The following is an 18,623-nucleotide window of genomic DNA, read 5'->3' as shown; positions in this document are numbered from 1 at the left end:
TTTAGATATCTTGGTTAACATCCCAAGCTTCTAATATTTCCTTAAAGGTTTTGATAAACATCCCTCCTAAAGCACCGTTTACAACACGGTGATCGTACGAATGAGAGACGATCATTTTATGGCGAATTCCGATAAAATCTCCTTCTGGTGTTTCAATCACAGATGGTTTTTTAACGATAGCACCAAGTGCTAAAATCGCTACTTGAGGTTGGTTAATGATAGGAGTCCCCATCATACTTCCAAAGCTTCCTACATTAGTTACCGTGTAGGTACCTCCCTGAATTTCATCTGGCTTCAATTTATTTGCTCTTGCTCTCGTTGCTAAATCATTCACTTGTTTGGTCATTCCAACCAAGTTTAACTGATCTGCATTCTTAATAACAGGAACAATTAAGTTTCCATCAGGTAAGGCTGCTGCCATTCCCAAATTGATATTTCCTCTTTTAATAATGGTATCACCATCAACAGAGATATTAATCAACGGATGTTTTTTAATCGTCTGTGCAACCGCTTGCATAAAGATTGGAGTAAAGGTCAATTTCTCACCTTCGCGCTTTAAATACGCGTCTTTTACTTTGTTTCTCCACTTTACAATATTGGTTACGTCTATTTCTATGAATGACTGAACATGGGCTGATGTTTGCACAGAATCTACCATGTGCTTCGCAATCAATTTACCCATTCTACTCATTTCTATTACCTCGTCTTGACCTCCTAAAGTAACTGGTGTCGCAACTGGTTTAGCCGCTGCAGGTGCTGCAGGTGCTTTCTTCTCTGCTGGTTTTGCTGGCGCCGGAGTGCTTACTTTAGCTGTCCCTCTCGACTCGATATACGCTAAGATATCAGCTTTCGTTACACGACCTTCTTTTCCTGATCCTGCAACCGTTTCTAATTCCTCTAATGAAATTCCTTCGGTTTGAGCAATACTCTTTACCAATGGTGAGTAAAAACGCGTTCCGTTATAATCTTGAACCTCTTCCGTTTTACTGGCCACTACTTCCTGAATGGTTTCTTCCAATTCCGCTACTGCTTCTGCTACAGGTGCTGCAGTACTCTCAGTACTTGCTGCCTCTCCTCCTTCAGTTTCTATAATGGCTATAGTATCTCCTACTTGAACCACAGCGTCCTTCTCAAACAAAATTTCCACCAAGGTTCCCTCTACTTCACTAGGTACTTCGCTATCCACTTTATCCGTAGCAACTTCTACCACAGTATCGTCAATATCAATAGTTTCTCCTACTTCTTTTAACCAAGAAGTAATGGTTGCTTCAGCAACACTTTCGCCCATTTTAGGCAACTTCAATTCGTATCTAGCCATAGTATCTGATTTTAATGCTTGCGAAGTTACTAAAAACTAATGATTTTTTCGAGTTTTTCGCAAAAAATCATTGATGCAATTCTGAATCCTTTTTACATTATTCACAAAAAAACACCTCTAACAAGGTGTTTTTTATAAAATACTATCAATAAATAGCTTTATTTTGAATATTCCATATTCTAATTTCAAAAGCCGTATTCAGCTATTCTCCGTGGCAACAACTAATTGACCGTCATGGCAATACCGAAGCTACGCAGACAACCAATCTTTGGGTGTCGCCAATACTTTTAGTAATGCTGCTTCTTGTGAATCCTCTTCAGGATGCTGGTTGTACTGCCATTGTACTTTTGGAGGCAAACTCATTAAAATACTCTCAATACGTCCATTGGTTTTTAACCCGAACAGGGTACCTCTATCGTGTACTAAATTAAACTCGACATAGCGTCCTCTTCGAACCTCTTGCCAAGTGCGTTGTTCCGCTGTATACGGTAACTCCTTTCTTCTTTCAACAATAGGCACGTATGAGTTCAGGAAACTATTCCCTACTTCCGTCACAAAGTTAAAGCGGTCTTGCATACTAAATTCCGGTGTTTCTTTTAAATAATCAAAGAACAACCCTCCTAGTCCCCTAGCTTCATTTCTGTGAGCATTCCAAAAGTAATTATCACATTGCTTTTTAAACTGAGCATAAAAATCAGGATGGTGAGGATCACATGCTTGCTTACACACTTGATGGAAATGTACTGCGTCTTCCTCGAAGAGATAATAAGGAGTTAAATCTTGTCCTCCGCCAAACCATTGGGTAACGATTTCACCAGCTTCGTTATACATTTCAAAATAACGCCAATTCGCGTGTACCGTTGGAACCATAGGATTTACTGGATGGATTACCAAACTCAAACCACAGGCGTAAAACTCACCGTGTGCTACTCCGAATTGTTTTCTTAATACCTCAGGTAGTTCACCGTGAACAGCAGAAATATTCACGCCACCTTTTTCAAAAACGGCTCCGTTTTCAATCACACGAGTTCTACCTCCACCTCCTTCTTTACGCTCCCAAAGATCTTCTTGAAAACGGGCTTTCCCATCGATTCCTTCTAAGGTCGATGTAATGGTATCTTGTAAATTTTGAATATATGCGTAAAACTGTTCTTTCATGTCATTTCATTTGTAAGGCAAAAATAACCAAACTTAGGTGTTTTCTGCCTTAATTTTAGGAAGAGTTGTCAACGTTGCAGCAGTAACCGAGAGCGGTAATACTAGTAAGGCACCGATAAAAGGAACCAATAAAAATAAAATAAATACGAGTCCATTACCTATGGCCATCCCTTTATTTCTCTTCACAAATTGTATGCTCTCTTTATATTGGTAATGGCGTTCTAGCGTAAAATCCATATTACCAAAGCCTGCGTAATAGGCTTGTACAAAAAACAGTGCTACGGTCATAAATATACCGATTACAGGGATTAAACTCAACAATAACAACACTAAGGTCAGTAAAATTTCACGGGTAAGGTTACGCATGCTCAAACGCACACCTCGTAGCAAGAGCGAAGAAAAACTCGCTTCGGTTTTTACCTCGGTAGATTTTGGATAGTAATGTGCCTCGATTTTTTCAGAGACTGGCGACATAAACGGAGCCGAAAAAGCGAGTACCAGGTGTTTGTACAACAATAGGCCGATAATCACAATGAGGAGTCCGCTCACTATCGTGCTTATGGTAGTAACGGTTTCTTTTCCGAATTCCCAGGGCCAAGCGGTTGCCAAATAGCCTCCTAAATCGTCAGCCCAACCGTAAACGACGGAGAAAACCGACAATGCAATACACAAACTAATGATAATGGGGATTGCGAAATACTTCCACAATTTAAGTTCAGACAACACGGAAAAAGCTTTTCCGTAGGCACTGAGGCCTTCTAGCATAGATGTAAACATACATAGAATTTTTAGCCCCATAAAAGTACAAACCTCTTTCTAAATATAGAAAGAGGTTTGTTAGTATTTTGTTAAGTATTTATTTGACCTATTGTAAAACAGGCTTTACAAATTCTTCCAATTGTTTCTCGTTCATTTCATTAACCTGTTCCCAAGTCAATTTTTTAGACGGGCTTGCTGCCCCTCTCTTAAAGTTCAAAATCTGCTTGTCTTTCGAGATTAAGTAGGCTGTTGGGTAGTCTAACATATGGATAAACCCATTTACTTCGATCGTCGATTTATCAGCGTGTTCTGCTTCCGAAGCAACTAACTTAATTCTTTTGTCAAGCTTTTCTGCCATCTTTGCAACATTCTCCTTCGTATCCCAAAAAATCATTACAAACTGCATTTGTCCATCGTACTTTTCAACCATTTTGTTCAGTGCAGGAATTTCTCCCCAACACGGTGCACACCACGTTGCCGCGGCAATCAACAAAATTGGTTTATCCACTTTATCAGTGCTAATCACTTCGCCATCAACTGTCGTAAAATCGTAATTTGCGATATACTTACCCTTAACACAGTTGTTTACGATATCATTGAGCATCGCTGCATCTTTGTTGGAATTAACAATACAATTATTCACTGCATCCTTATAATATTCCTTTGATTGCGAGTAACCCAGTTGAACTGTCAGCACTAGTAATACAAGTAATAATTTTTTCATAATTAATTATTTAAGGGGGTGATATTTAAACTTTATATTCCTTCACCGCATCCACAAATGCCTTGGCATTATCTAGTGGAATATTGGGTAAAATTCCATGCCCCAAGTTAACAATATATTTGTCTTTACCAAACTCATTTATCATTTGGTTTACCATTTTTTTAATTTCAGCGGGTGGAGAAAGCAATCTCGATGGGTCAAAATTTCCTTGTAAAGTAATATTTCCTCCCGTTAAGTAACGTGCATTTCTCGGCGAACACGTCCAGTCTACTCCCAATGCAGAAGCATTTGATTTGGCCATCACATCTAATGCAAACCAACATCCTTTACCAAAGGCGATAACCGGTACTTCGTCTTTGAGCGCTTCGATGATTTGATTGATGTACTGCCAAGAAAATTCTTGATAATCGGCAGGAGCTAGCATTCCTCCCCAAGAATCAAAAACCTGAACTGCATTGACACCTGCTTTTACCTTTGCTTTTAAATACGCAATAGTGGTCTGTGTTATTTTAGTAAGCAATTCGTGTGCCAAAACGGGTTGGGTAAAACAGAACTCCTTAGCTTTGTCAAAATTCTTAGACCCTTGACCTTGCACCATATAGCACAAAATAGTCCACGGAGACCCTGCAAATCCTATTAACGGAATTTCGTCGTTTAATTTTTCTTTGGTCGCTTTAATAGCGTCCATAACGTAGCCCAATTCTTCGTGTACATCTGGAATAATTACCTGATCTAAACTTTTTCTGTCGCGGATTGGGTTGGGAAGGTAAGGTCCAAAATTAGGCTTCATCTCCACTTCAACGTTCATCGCTTGAGGTACTACCAAGATATCTGAAAACAAGATAGCCGCATCCATTCCATACCTGCGAATAGGTTGCACGGTAATTTCTGATGCCAGCTCTGGAGTTCTACATCTCGTAAAGAAATCATATTTCTTACGAATTTCCATGAATTCTGGTAAATATCTCCCCGCTTGACGCATCATCCATACTGGAGGACGCTCCACTGTTTCCCCTTTTAAGGCTCTTAAAAATAAATCGTTTTTAATCATTTCGTTCATCTCCGTCATTACGAATATACTAAAGTAATTTTTAATGCAAATCAATTGCTAAAAGTACTCAGTCGTAATAACTCATTTAAATTACATATTAGCTACTACTTTCATTGCATTATCAATTGCTTTCGAAATGCGTTTCAAATCGTTCTCTGTGATGGCAGAAGACAAGAACCACGCTTCAAATTGCGAAGGTGGCAAAAACACGCCTCCTTTGATCATCTCCCAGAAAAAGGCAGCAAACTTCGATGTATCAGAGGTTTGTGCCAATTCAAAATTCGTTACTTTTTCTTTGGTAAAGAACGGATTGATCATAGAACCAAAGCGATTCACAGTCAAATCTACTCCGTGTTTTTTAGCGGATTCTAATAAAAATACTTCGATAATTTTTGCAATTTCATCGAATTTTTCAAAAGGATTTTGCTTTTTTAAGGTAGTCAAGGTAGCGATTCCGGCTGCCATAGCAATCGGATTTCCACTGAGAGTCCCCGCTTGGTACATACCACCTAAAGGCGCCACCATTTCCATAATTTCATTGCGTGCACCGTAAGCTCCTACTGGGAAACCTCCTCCAATTACCTTACCTAAACAGGTAATATCGGCTTCTACATCAAATAGCTCCTGGGCACCACCAAAGGTCGAACGGAATCCAGTCATTACCTCATCGACAATTAACAACGCTCCTTGTGCGTTTACGTATTCCTTTAATTCTTTAAGGAAATTGTTTTGCGGAGTCACCACTCCCATATTTCCTGCTACAGGCTCTAAAATAACCCCTGCAATGTCATCGTGTGCTTCGAAATGCGCTTTTACACTATCGAGGTCATTGTAGTTTGCTATTAAAGTATTTTTTACTGCGCCTTCTGGCACTCCTTTACTTCCCGGCAAACTCAAGGTTGCCAATCCTGACCCAGCTGCAACTAACAAGGCATCTTGATGTCCGTGATAACAACCAGAGAATTTGATAATCTTATCGCGTCCTGTAAAAGCTCTGGCCAAACGAATTCCACTCAACACCGCTTCCGTTCCTGAGTTTACAAAACGAACTTTGTCCATGCCTGGAAAAGCATCACAAACAATTTTTGCCAATTTAATTTCGTCGTTGGTTGAAGCACCAAATGAATATCCATTTTTAAGTGCTTTCTTCACAGCTTTTTCAACTTTCTTATGGCGATGCCCTAAAATCATAGGTCCGTATGAAAGTACGAGATCTACGTAATCATTACCATCTACATCTTCTATCTTACTCCCCTTTGCTCTTTTTATAAACAGCGGATTTCCACCTACAGAAGCAAATGCTCTCACAGGTGAATTTACAGACCCTACCAAATTGGTAAGTCCTTTTTGATATAATTTTTTCGACTTAGAAAAATCCATTTCTTTATTTTTTAGTGAATTCTCTCGAATTCTATACGTTAGTACTTCGTTGTTTCTCCTTACTGCTTAGCCAAGATACGCGCTGCCTCTTTAGCAAAATAGGTAATGATAATATCAGCTCCTGCACGTTTCATTGACAAAAGTGTTTCCATCATAACGCGATCACCGTCAATCCATCCTTTTTCAGCCGCTGCTTTGATCATGGCGTATTCACCACTTACATTGTAACAAGCGATAGGACGATCGAAATTATTTTTTAGATCCCTGATGATATCTAAGTAAGACAACGCCGGTTTTACCATGAGTATATCAGCTCCTTCCTGGTCGTCGAAAGTGGCTTCACGCATTCCTTCATCGCGGTTAGCTGGGTCCATCTGATAGGTACGTCGATCTCCAAAAGACGGCGTAGAATCCACTGCTTCCCTAAAAGGACCGTAATAAGCAGAAGCGTATTTTACAGAATAGCCCATAATAGGTAAATTAGGAAAACCGCTTTGATCAAGTGCTTCACGCATCATGGCAATAGTACCGTCCATCATTCCTGAAGGAGCTACCATATCCGCTCCGGCTTTCGCATGAGAAATGGTCTGTTTCGCCAAGTTTACTAAGGTAGCATCATTATCCACATCGTGATCGCAAATTACGCCACAATGACCGTGAGAAGTGTACTCGCAGAAACAAACGTCTGTAATGACGTACAAACTCGGATAGTTCTTTTTGATATACCGAATCGCCTGCTGCATAATTCCGTTGTCATTCCAGGTTTCTGTACCGGTATCATCTTTTTCTGCTGGTACTCCAAACAACAATACTGCGGGTAGGTTTAAGGCTACTACTTCTTGCAATTCCTTATCAATCGTATCCAAAGAATAGCGTTTGATACCGGGCATAGAAGGGATTTCTTCTTCGATCCCTGTTCCTTCTTCTATAAACAAAGGATAAATGAAATCATTTATCGATAACTGTGTTTCACGAACAAGTCTGCGTATATTTTCAGTTTTTCTTAATCTACGGGTTCTGAACATCTGTTTTGTATAAAATTAAAAAGATAAAAAAGGAATCCTCTTTTATCTTTTTAGTATGACTATTTTTATTCTTCCTTTTTAAATTGTAGTGCAGCTAATTCGAGTACACTTTCTACGGTAGGCATCTTTGCCACTTCCACCTGCTCAAAGTGTTTTCTCGCTTCTACTGCAGTGGACTCACCGATACAAAGTGCTTTGATATTCGCCGCATTCTTCTCCATAAAACTAGTTACACCTGACGGGCTGTAAAACAGTACCAAATCTACTTTGTCTTCCAAAACTACAGGACTGTGCATCGTTTTGTAAGCTTCTACTTCATGAACTTCAATACCATTGTCTCGCAGGCTTACTGGAAGCGTATCCATGCGTAAGTTGCTACAGAAGTAAGTTACTTCCTCTCCGTTTAAGGTAGCTACCAAATGCGCCGCGAGTTTTTTAGCGTTTCTTTCAACGTGTGCAACCGGTCCTATTTTTTGTTCTATCAGCTTTTTTGTTCTCCTTCCTACACAGTAGATATGCTCAAATTGCAACTCCTCTTTCCCAAAGCTATTGACAAGAGCTTCTACAGCATTCTGACTTGTAATAATCACGTGTTTAAGCGGTGATTTCACAACTTTAGGAGCAATTCGATTAAAGCGGATTTTAATAAAATCACTGTCCTGAACGCCTACGTGGGTCGGAATTAATTTCTTTTGATTTTCTGATAAGGTCTTGGTAGAGTAAATCGTGAATTCTTTATCGATTCCTTCGTCTTCCAACATGATAAACTTTCCTCCTTTATCGATAATTTGATTGGCACAATCTTTGGCTAAGTATTTGTGCCCTCCCATCTTTACCTTCTTCGTTACCTCAATTTTCTTCTGACCATCACGGCTCAAAAGCACTCCTTTAAACACGATTTGGGTATTCACTTCATCAATCATCGCTAACGCTCCGATTGGTGCGGTACACCCTCCTTCGAGGCGATTTAAAAACTCGCGTTCAATACCGGTACACAATTCCGTATCTCTATCGTTGATTTGCTCACAGGCATCTTTGCAATATTCGTCGTCTTCCAAGGCTGTTACCATGATAGCTCCTTGTGCAGGTGCAGGGATCATCCAAGAAAGTGAAACCGCTCCTTTAGGGCGTTTTCCGATACGTTCCAACCCGGCGGCAGCAAAAATGGCTCCGTTCCAATCGTTGTTATCTAGCTTTTCCAATCGGGTATTCACATTTCCTCGCAAATCTTCAACGCGGTGTCCTGGATACCTATTTAACCATTGTGCCTTTCGTCGTAAACTTCCGGTAGCAATGGTTCCTGTAGGCTGCCCCATAAACTCTTCCGTATCTTTTAACACCAAGATATCGTGAAAATTCGCTCTTTTCAATACGGCGGCCTGTACAATGCCTTTCGGAAGTACCGTAGGTACGTCTTTCATGGAGTGAACTGCGATATCAATATCACCATTTAACATGGCTATATCGAGGTTTTTCGTGAAAATTCCTGTAATTCCTAATTCATACAACGGCTGATCTAAGATAATATCGCCCGTTGATTTGATCGGTACGATTTCTGTCTCATATCCTAGTTCTTCTAACTGCTTTCGTACTTTGTTTGCTTGCCAAAGGGCTAACTCGCTCTCGCGAGTACCTATTCTAATGATCTTCTGCATCTACTGTTTGTATGTTGGTTCCAAACACTCTTGACATCACTTCAATACTTTGATTTACTGAAGTTTTTTCATCTTTTAAATGTTTGACAAATTGGGTGGTAATTTTTTGAATGAATCTCGAAGTTATTTCTTCCGCCTGTTCTTCGTTAAAATTGGCTATTTTTTTCTTGTGAAATTTTATTTCGTCTTGTTGCATGGCCATCAAGGTTTGCTTTAACGCATTGATCGCTGGTGTAAAACGACGGTGATTTAACCATTCGTTAAACTCCTCTTTATGCTCTTCAATTATCCCTTCCGCCACAGGTACTTCTCGCTTACGCACCGCTAAGGTTTCATCGGTAATTTTCGAAAGTTCATCGACATTTACCACGGTTACATTTTCCATCTCTGCCACTTCTTTACTGACATTGGCAGGCATGGATAGGTCGAGAATCAACAAGTTCTTTTTGGAAGTGATATGGTCCGCAGTCACCGTTGGCTTGTCAGCTCCTGTCGACACTACTAACACATCAGTTTGTCCGATTTCAGTGGCTAACTCCTCAAAAACTGCTTTTTTGATAAAAGTGTGTTCTTTTACAAAGGCATCGGTCTTTTCTACAGTTCGGTTAATCAAGCTCACTTGTCTGTTTTTAGTATATTCAGCTAAGTTTTGACAAGTGTGTTTTCCCATTTTACCCAAACCGAAAACTAGAATACTCTTTTCGTTGTAGTCCGGCATATTTTTAATCAAATACTGCACGGCTGCATACGATACTGAAGTAGTACCTGAACTCAACTTCGTTTCGTTTTTAACGCGTTTGCTGGCTTGCATCACAGCATTGAGCAATCGTTCTAAGTAAGCATTGGTTGTTCCGGCTTCTTTCGCCTGCTTAAAAGCCTGTCGTAACTGTCCTACAATTTCGTAATCACCGAGAATTTGACTATCCAAGCCCGTTCCCATTCGAAACAAATGCTCAATGGCATCTTGGTTTTTGTTTACATACGATACGCGTGCAAACTCTTCGACACTCCCTTCCGAATGATTGCACAACATGCTAATCAACTGAAACGGGTGTTCGGCAAATCCGGTAATTTCTGTTCTATTGCAAGTAGACAACACAAAGAGCTCTCCCAATCCTCTTTCCTTTGCTTCTTGAAGTAACGCGAGCTGTCCTTCTTTTGACAAGGAAAACTTTCCGCGTGTTTCGGCGTCAGCTTTTACATAACTAACTCCTATATTGTAAAATTTCGTAGGTCTATTATCTGTATACATTCAAATCTTCTTCCAAAAAATCAGTCAAAAATATAAAGATTCTCTCGTTAAAAATATCGCTAGAAGAACTTTTAATGTCGTTTGAAGATTTTTGTAGTTTTTATCGAGCTAAACCACCTAAAAATGTGTAATTTTGCCTAAAACCCTACTAGTAGAAGCGTTTTAATATAGAATGATTCTAAATAAACCTAGTTCCGTAAAAATACTTGTTCATGTCAAAAAATGTCGCAGAAAGTTCTTTTAGAGAAATCTCCTTGGAGAAGGGATTTTACGTTTTAAAATTTCAAAACAACAGCGATCAAAGTGAGCGCTTTCATCGCGATATTGACAACAGCTACATACAACTACATTACTGTGTAAAAGGTAATTGCAAGTTTTTTTTCAATAACAACAGTTATACATTTAACGTACTAGACAAGCACTCCATTTTTTTATACAACCCGCAGCAGCACTTACCAATTAATTTGGAAATATTACCAAAAACTTCCTTAATATCTGTTTTAATCACTATTGAGAAGTTCCATTCGTTGTTTTCAAGTGAAGCGAGTTATATACCCTTTTTGAGTGACAATAATAAAAACAAAAAATACTACGATAATACCGCGATAAAAGACAATGTTCTTTTGGTGTTGCAACAAATTTTTGCCGCCAAAAGTCACAGTTCAAACAAGGACCTATATATTAAAGGAAAAACCTACGAGCTGTTGAGCTTGCATTTTGATAGCGGAGAAAATACCGAAGACGAATACTGTCCATTCCTAATTGATGATCGCGAAGTATTAAAGATACGCAGAGCAAAAGACATCATCATTTCGAAAATGAGCGAACCACCAACATTGCAGGAACTAGCCAATGAAGTTGGGCTTAATTTAAAAAAGCTCAAAGAAGGATTTAAACAAATTTACGGCGACACCGTTTACAGTTTTCTCTTCGACTACAAAATGGAATTCGCGCGACAATTGCTGGAAAGTAATAAGTACAATGTCAACGAAGTTGGGCTTCAAGTCGGGTACAGTACTTCTAGTCATTTTATCGCAGCATTCAAAAAGAAGTTTGGTACTACCCCAAAACAATACATTATCAGTCTAAATCAATAAGATTACAGTTGCTCTTTTTATGAAACAACTCACCCATTACGACATCGACAACCGCGAACAAAAGTTCCCTATTACCATAGTTTGTGACACTATTCGAACTCCTGAAAATATCGGCATGTGTTTTAGGATTGCCGAGAGCTACGGAGTCGACAAAATCTATTTGCACGAGAGTTCTCCGGCACTGACCAACAGGACGGTTAAAAAGACTGCTCGCAACACTCTGGATCAAATTAACCATGAACGCTACAATGACTTCAGCGGACTCATTGCCGAGCTCAAATCGACTGGGCATACTATAATAGGTATAGAAATTACTGATGAAAGCATTGAATTAAGAAATTTTGATTTTCGTGCACACGAAAAAATAGTTTTACTTTTGGGCAGCGAAAGACAGGGGTTACACGAAGTGTCCTTAGCGGACTACACAGTATCCATCCCTATGTACGGTAGGAACTCGTCTATGAATGTCATTCACAGTCTTGCCATCACATTGTACGAAGTAAGCAATCAACTCATTATAAAACCACATCCAAAACCCATTGATTAATATGAAAGGAGTATTATTGGTAAATTTAGGGTCACCTGATAGCACCCAACCTAAAGATGTAAAGAAATATTTAGGGGAGTTTTTAATGGATGAACGCGTAATCGATTTACCCTTATGGTTACGTACCTTTATTGTCAAAGGAATTATCTTAAATACCCGACCTAAAAAATCGGCAGCCGCCTACCAAAAAATTTGGTGGAAAGAAGGATCGCCCTTAATCGTATTATCAGAACGATTACAGGCCAAAGTTCAAGAACAATCGGAAATTCCTGTAGGCCTTGCCATGCGCTATGGTAGTCCTTCTATTCAGCAAGGACTTACAGATTTGTACGAACGTGGTGTTCGAGAGGTATTACTCGTTCCGCTGTATCCTCAGTTTGCCATGGCAACCACCGAAACTATCGTAGTTTTAGCAGAAGAACTTAGAAAAAAGCACTTCCCCGATATGAAAATCACTGATGTTCCGGCCTTTTACAACCAGCCAGAATACATTAGCGCTTTGTCAAACAGCATTCAGGATTATTTAAGCGATAAGGACTACGATCACCTATTGTTTTCGTATCACGGGGTTCCCGAACGTCATATTCGCAAATCGGATATCACTAAATCTCACTGTAAAATTGATGGAAGCTGTTGCAATACACCGTCCAAAGCGCATGAGTTTTGTTATCGTCATCAATGCTACCAAACTACCAAAAACGTTATTGAAAAACTGGGCTTAGACAAAGATAAGGTAAGTACTTCTTTTCAATCTCGATTAGGAGTTGACCCTTGGTTACAGCCTTACACGGATAGAACCATTGTTAACAAAGCAGAAAAAGAGGGTATCAAGAAACTCGCTATCGTGACTCCGGCCTTTGTTTCTGATTGTTTAGAGACCCTCGAAGAAATTGCCATGGAAGGCAAACACGAATTTTTAGAAGCCGGTGGAGAAGAATTCCACACCGTGCCTTGTATTAATGACAATGACGAATGGGTTGGTGTCATCGCCAAATGGATACGAGAATTTAACAATTAAAAACCTGTATTATGGACTTACTGCACATTGATTTTGAATATGTCAAGGCACTACATATCATATTTGTAGTTACCTGGTTTGCAGGGTTGTTTTATATTGTACGTCTTTTTATATATCACGCAGAAGCAGAAAAAAAAGAAGCACAGGTAAAAGAGATTCTCCAAAAACAATATCAACTCATGGAAAAGCGTCTCTGGTACATTATTACCTGGCCAAGTGCAATTCTCGCCAGTCTATTTGCTTTTTGGATGCTTATTAAGAGTCCTTACTACCTAGAGCAACCATGGATGCACGTAAAACTATCGTTCGTATTAGCCTTGTATTTTTATCACGGAGCCTGTCATGCAATCTACAAACAGTTGCAGCACAACATTATCAAATATTCCGCGTTTAAACTACGACTATGGAATGAAGTAGCTACCATATTACTTTTTGCCATCGTTTTTCTGGTAGTTCTCAAAAACAGCATTAGCTGGATTTGGGGCGTGATTGGGATTTTATTGTTCTCCATCATTTTAATGCTTTGTGTAAAGCTCTATAAGAGAATACGAGCTAAAAAAAGCTGGGACGCTCATGAGAAAAAACTACTAGACGAAGAAAAAACTGAAGAATAATACACATAATCAGGAAAAACACGCTCGAACACTACAGTGTTTTTCCTGATTTTCAACATTTTACCAACAAAAACATTGCCATCTAGTTTGATTTTTAGTATCTTAAGGTCTCAAAAGAAAACTATATGTATAAGATGAAGAAAAATTTACTCAGGAGCTTTGTGAGTAGCACCTCCTCCTGATACCACAGGCACTAATAACGTATTCTAAAACAGTGAAAACCTAACCAACACAACTCTAACCCAGAGTTGAAGTTCATACTACTCCCCCCCAACCCAATGAACAAGGCTTACACCTTCCGGATAGTACAAACTGAGGTACAACACTACATTAAAAGATACTGACCGAGAAAACACTAAAAGTGTTTCAGGACTCAAGTTGCGCTTTGCAACTTTAAAAAAAGGTATCAATGGTATTAATTGACAGCACTTAACCCGGAACTGTCTTTGATTAATATCTGTGATAAAATTTGCAAAAGAGAACAAAAAGAATTAGAAATTATGATGACCTACCACATCGACAATTCTTTCAACAAACTGCGGCGTATCACAACCGCGTAAATCACTAATGTTACAGCAATTAGCTGTTTAACCCTTCTTACCCTTCTAACTCATATCGTAAAAGTATTTTTTTACGAAAGGATACTTACTGCTGAAAAAAGCAGGGAAGGCACTCAATGGTACACTATTTTTGTACCAAGGCGAACACTCATTCTCACAATGAGGTACTGGGAGATTAATGCACTAAAATAAATCCATCACTATGAATACGGTATCACACAACAGTACTTAGGTCCATTGATTACACACTACTTTAATTGACTAACCAACTTTAACAGATCTTATCTAAAACCCAAAAAAATAGTATGTAAGAAATTTAAAAGAAACTTAAAATTTTAAACCAATGAGGCCCCCCCACATTCTCTTTGCAGTTCTACTAAGCATTTTAGTGAGCTGCTCAGGTAACGAGCATGAGTTACCAGAAAATAACGAACCTATAATTGGAACTTGGAAACTTGAAAAAGTAATGAATAACGGAGCTGATGTACAAGAAGCTTGCATGGATAACAACAAGCTCATTGCGCTTGAAAACGGTAACATCAGTCTAGAAACCTACAGAACCTCTAGCCCTAACTCACCGTGTATCCTCGTTATGAACAGTGCCAAATGGGAAAAAACTGGAACCAATAGTTACCAGATTATCTATGACAATAGTAAAGAAGTTGCCTACATTACAAATGATAGAATTGTGATTCGAAGCAGCTATATAGAAACCTTAAAAACCGGTGTCGAAGTCACTGTGACTCTCGAAACCTTTTATACAAAATCCAATTAGCAAACGCCAACTTTTGTCCCCCGAAACAACTTGTTTGCTTTTTGTGGTCCCCCGAGCATTAAATCTATCAAATGCTCATAAAGTCAATACGTTAATAACCGCATCAGGGAAAACCCTGATATAGGATTAGGGTTATTAGGTATTGCCCATAATTTCAGTTTGGACTATATTTGGGGGCACCCTCAAATAATATTTCAAACAATTACGCATTCAACTACGGGCAACCGTAGTTGTTTTTTTTTATAAAAAAGCAGTATGCCTTTAAAGACACACTGCTCTCGTTATTATTTGGTTGGATACAACTGAATATCGTCAATCCCAACACTTCCAGCACCTCCACCAGCGATGACAACGGCATACTTTCCTTTTGGAAATGCTACATCCAATACCTGATCATGCACTACCCATCCGGCTTTATTTACTTTTGGAGTTACTTTGACTAGGTATTTCTTTGTAGGGTTCTCCTCACCTTCTTTCGTCAAGTACACATCTAAGAAATAACCTGTCCAACCGGTTAAATCTCCAGGCTTGTAATACTTAAACCTCAATTTTAATTCTCCTTTACCATAGTTCTTTTTGAACTCAAAATCTCCGAATGATTTCCCTTCAGAAACACCTCCACAACGTCCCATATCATAACCTACGAACGTAGTTTTGTTGGCCGAAAAATCATAGCCTTTCCACTTTTTAAACTCCCCAGCTTTTCCGCGATGCATACGCCCACATCCTGAATCACCAGCTTTTAATTCACTCATATTCTTAATGGGTTGTTTTGTCACTTTTCCGGCAGCGTCTTTAACTGGAAGGTAGAATTGTTTCGCCTTCTCAAAATCAAAAGTTACGATCGCTTTTGTCGTAGTATTGTTACCATTATCCGGAATTTTAATCTGATCATCGTTTGAACACGAAGACAACAACAAACCACTCAATACCAGGGTACTAATTATTATTTTTTTCATCTCTCTAATTATTTTCAATGTTTACACAACTAATACTAGCTTATTTATTTTTACCCTATGAAACCCCTTAAAAAATCAATACTACATCAAAAAACCCCTCCTATATCAAACTGATAAAGAAAGGGTTACCTACAATGTTTTTTTTGAAATTATTTTTTTATTATAATTTTTCCAGTGTAGACTTTTTGATTTGATGTCACTTTAAGTGTATAATGCCCTGGAAGTATTTTTTTGAGAGCTAACGAATAAGGCTGGCCAGCACTAAAACGAAAAGACTTCCTCAGTATTAGACGTCCTGCGTAATCCGAAACCGTAAGCGTGTTTAATACGGAAGAAGCAACTCCTGGGTTTGCAATACTAACAAAACTACTCGCTGGGTTTGGATACACCTGAAAATTTGAAGCTAAAGGCGCTTTTAAAGTAGGACGAGCGACTGTAGTGCGATTCACAGTTTCGGGATTCCCTTGTTCGTACTCGCTTGTCAACTCAGCAGCAGTTAGGGCTTTGTTATAAATTTTCAACTCATCTATATGCAATACATCCGTCCATTCGTTCTCTAACAACTTTGAAATTCTCCAATAGCCATCACCTTTCACTTTTTGAAGTACATTACTGGTCCCCACAGCTTTGCCATTGATATAAAATGACAGCAATGTTCCTTTTTTAACGATCGCCAAATGATACCATGCGTTTGCGTGCATTGCATTCCATAAATTGGTTTGAACAACCCTATTTATTCGCGTTTGAATTTGAGCAAATCGCGTGGGTATGTGCATCGCTAGCGTTGAACCATCTTCGTAGTAACCTGAACTTAAGTCAAAACTGTAGTGCCCTGATTTATTAAACCAAACAGAAAATGTAGTATTCCCATAGAAATCAAAAACAGTACATTTCCCAGAAGCCGACATCAAATTAAAAAAGCTACTCCCTTTGATGGCTGCATAGGTACTTTTCGCTCCTTTTTTATAAGTCAAACCTCCACCACCAGGGATAGTGAGTTTCAGTTTTGCTCCTTTTACAGCTCCGATATTTTCCAAAGAGTTTTCAAAATTAAAGTGATACGGCAGCTCGGATTTTCCGTGATCAAATACAATTCTTTGATTTCCTACGTTGTACACAGGACTGCGATATCCTGACAGTTTATTCACTATATAATAATACCCTGCTTTCGGAACTTCTGTTAAAAACGATGATCCTCCGTCATTTGAATACGCGGTAACATCACTGACCTTTTTCCAAATTTTCCCTGCGATATCATATCCCCAAATTTCAATGGGTTTTTGACGTATCCAAGTTTTTCCCCAGGCCAATTCTAAGCGATAACCATTCGGTGTTTTAACGCTCTCAATCAACGTAGGAGGTTTGCAACGTTGTAACACTCCGTCTAATAAGATGGCAAAAACATCTCTTGACGATTTTGCTCCATACTCTACACCATCTACATTAAACGCAAACCCCTTATCCGTCTTCAACAACATATCTTGTAGCATAGAAATTCCTGGTCTCCCATTTTTTTCTTCTCTTGATACGCTGTGATTCCAAGCCTCTCCATCTTTTCTTAGGCTAAAAGTATTTCCGCTGAGAAATGCATCCTTCTCGCTAAATCCTAAAGAGTTCACTGAAATCGCATTGGTTTTGCGCAAATACTCGGTTAAAAAGTTTAATACGCGGACATTTTCGCCTCCTACACCAATTTTTTGAAAAGACTTATACGGATAACTTATTTCATCAGAGATATTATTGTACTGAGTACCTCCCATGGTTCTATCTCCCTTGTTCGAATAGAGAATACTGCTTCCATTTGGCGCAGCTGTAGTACCCCCCACCTGAGGGGAAATCACTATAATTCTCCCCAATTTGCGCAATTCTTCCAAACTAGCCGTCGCCATGGTCACCCCAGCTTTGGCTAACTCATTTGGTGTAATCATATCAGCTCCAAAGGTAGTCTCAAATACTTTGTTTAAATCTCTATGGAGTTCACTTTTATCAAAATCAGAAAAATTATAAATATTCTTAAGGTGAAAAATAAAAAGATCATTAGTACCTAATAGGCTTTTCATACCTTCAATATCATCTTTAAAATGTGTGGATTCTGCCACACATAAACTTCCGTGGTCCGCTTCAAAGTAGAAGCTTCCTGAACTCTTTACAGCCGTCAATCGAACATCACCATAACGCACTCCTCCTTTAATTTGTTCTGCTACTGTAGCCCCCTGAGGAGCACAAGGCCCTGTACCTTTATCAAAGGTAAAATGATGAGACCCGCCCATTAAAAACATGTTTAGCGGTATTTTTTTGATATATTCCCAATGTCGGGTCATATAATCAGCTCCCAATTGCTGACGACGAGGAGTTTTAGTATGTTTTTTAAAATCTAATATTGTTCCTACACTCGATTTGTGAGCCGGGGTTGAATACTGTGCTTGAAGGCTTAGCCCTCCTATAATGAAAGCACAGGCGAATGCTTGTAATTTACTTATCATTCTTTGTGTTTTTAGTAATTCTTGTGTTTAAAACCAAGAGCTCAATAGCTCTTTTAAAATTCTGATAGTATAGCCGCAATTCGAATTGTTAGTCAAAAGTACCATTCCCAATCATTGGCCATACATCGCACTAGTCCGAGTTTCAGATTTGAGACTTCATTACCTGGCAAAAAACACCTAAAACACTATTAACAAACCATTTAACAACACCTCTTTTCAGGTTTCAAAATCTGACTTTGAGACTTTTG

The 18,623-nt window shown here is 38.9% G+C and carries 16 protein-coding genes; 5 read left to right on the top strand and 11 right to left on the bottom strand.

Going from position 1 to position 18,623, the window contains the following annotated elements:
* Position 1: 1 nt before the first annotated feature.
* From ACXAG7_RS15165 to hemA, 9 genes are all read right to left on the bottom strand, one after another.
* Complete coding sequence (locus ACXAG7_RS15165) at positions 2-1,318, bottom strand: dihydrolipoamide acetyltransferase family protein (RefSeq protein ID WP_476667346.1); 1,317 nt, start codon at positions 1,316-1,318, stop codon at positions 2-4.
* Between the two features lie 249 nt (positions 1,319-1,567).
* Complete coding sequence (hemF, locus tag ACXAG7_RS15160; RefSeq protein ID WP_408044376.1) at positions 1,568-2,476, bottom strand: oxygen-dependent coproporphyrinogen oxidase; 909 nt, start codon at positions 2,474-2,476, stop codon at positions 1,568-1,570.
* Positions 2,477-2,509: 33 nt separating this feature from the next.
* Positions 2,510-3,253, bottom strand: a complete 744-nt coding sequence (locus ACXAG7_RS15155) for an EI24 domain-containing protein (protein WP_476667345.1) — start codon at positions 3,251-3,253, stop codon at positions 2,510-2,512.
* An 88-nt stretch (positions 3,254-3,341) separates the two neighbouring features.
* A complete protein-coding gene (locus tag ACXAG7_RS15150) occupies positions 3,342-3,959 on the bottom strand; it encodes a TlpA family protein disulfide reductase (protein WP_408044378.1) in 618 nt (205 codons plus the stop codon).
* 25 nt (positions 3,960-3,984) lie between these two features.
* Positions 3,985-5,010, bottom strand: a complete 1,026-nt coding sequence (gene hemE / locus ACXAG7_RS15145) for a uroporphyrinogen decarboxylase (RefSeq protein WP_476667414.1) — start codon at positions 5,008-5,010, stop codon at positions 3,985-3,987.
* Between the two features lie 90 nt (positions 5,011-5,100).
* Positions 5,101-6,390, bottom strand: a complete 1,290-nt coding sequence (gene hemL, locus ACXAG7_RS15140) for a glutamate-1-semialdehyde 2,1-aminomutase (RefSeq protein ID WP_476667344.1) — start codon at positions 6,388-6,390, stop codon at positions 5,101-5,103.
* A 59-nt stretch (positions 6,391-6,449) separates the two neighbouring features.
* The gene (hemB, locus tag ACXAG7_RS15135; RefSeq protein ID WP_408044380.1) at positions 6,450-7,415 is read right to left on the bottom strand and encodes a porphobilinogen synthase; all 966 of its coding nucleotides are present in this window, start codon (positions 7,413-7,415) and stop codon (positions 6,450-6,452) included.
* 65 nt (positions 7,416-7,480) lie between these two features.
* Positions 7,481-9,070, bottom strand: coding sequence for a hydroxymethylbilane synthase (gene hemC, locus ACXAG7_RS15130; RefSeq protein WP_408044381.1), 1,590 nt, complete (start codon positions 9,068-9,070; stop codon positions 7,481-7,483).
* On the bottom strand, positions 9,054-10,322 hold the full coding sequence (gene hemA, locus ACXAG7_RS15125; RefSeq protein ID WP_476667343.1) for a glutamyl-tRNA reductase: 1,269 nt from the start codon (positions 10,320-10,322) through the stop codon (positions 9,054-9,056). Before hemA ends, hemC begins: the two co-directional genes overlap by 17 nt.
* A gap of 212 nt (positions 10,323-10,534) precedes the next feature.
* Between hemA and ACXAG7_RS15120 the strand changes: the two genes are divergently transcribed.
* From ACXAG7_RS15120 to ACXAG7_RS15100, 5 genes are all read left to right on the top strand, one after another.
* Complete coding sequence (locus tag ACXAG7_RS15120) at positions 10,535-11,419, top strand: helix-turn-helix domain-containing protein (RefSeq protein WP_408044383.1); 885 nt, start codon at positions 10,535-10,537, stop codon at positions 11,417-11,419.
* A 19-nt stretch (positions 11,420-11,438) separates the two neighbouring features.
* Complete coding sequence (locus ACXAG7_RS15115) at positions 11,439-11,966, top strand: TrmH family RNA methyltransferase (protein WP_476667342.1); 528 nt, start codon at positions 11,439-11,441, stop codon at positions 11,964-11,966.
* A gap of 1 nt (position 11,967) precedes the next feature.
* Positions 11,968-12,984 (top strand): ferrochelatase, encoded by a 1,017-nt coding sequence (gene hemH, locus ACXAG7_RS15110; protein WP_408044385.1) that lies wholly within the window; start codon positions 11,968-11,970, stop codon positions 12,982-12,984.
* 26 nt (positions 12,985-13,010) lie between these two features.
* Positions 13,011-13,598: a CopD family protein gene (locus tag ACXAG7_RS15105; RefSeq protein WP_408044641.1), complete on the top strand. Its 588-nt coding sequence runs from the start codon at positions 13,011-13,013 to the stop codon at positions 13,596-13,598.
* 903 nt (positions 13,599-14,501) lie between these two features.
* Positions 14,502-14,933 carry a hypothetical protein gene (locus ACXAG7_RS15100; RefSeq protein ID WP_476667341.1) on the top strand — a complete coding sequence of 144 codons (432 nt, stop codon included), beginning with the start codon at positions 14,502-14,504 and terminating at the stop codon, positions 14,931-14,933.
* 284 nt (positions 14,934-15,217) lie between these two features.
* Here ACXAG7_RS15100 and ACXAG7_RS15095 read toward each other — a convergent pair whose 3' ends face one another.
* Together ACXAG7_RS15095 and ACXAG7_RS15090 are read right to left on the bottom strand one after the other, a co-directional pair.
* Complete coding sequence (locus ACXAG7_RS15095) at positions 15,218-15,892, bottom strand: hypothetical protein (protein WP_476667340.1); 675 nt, start codon at positions 15,890-15,892, stop codon at positions 15,218-15,220.
* 149 nt (positions 15,893-16,041) lie between these two features.
* The gene (locus ACXAG7_RS15090) at positions 16,042-18,375 is read right to left on the bottom strand and encodes a LamG-like jellyroll fold domain-containing protein (RefSeq protein ID WP_476667339.1); all 2,334 of its coding nucleotides are present in this window, start codon (positions 18,373-18,375) and stop codon (positions 16,042-16,044) included.
* Positions 18,376-18,623: the final 248 nt, after the last annotated feature.

The sequence above is a fragment of the Tenacibaculum sp. AWR4_210 genome, from assembly GCF_056160945.1.
This window is presented reverse-complemented; position numbering and strand designations above follow the sequence as displayed.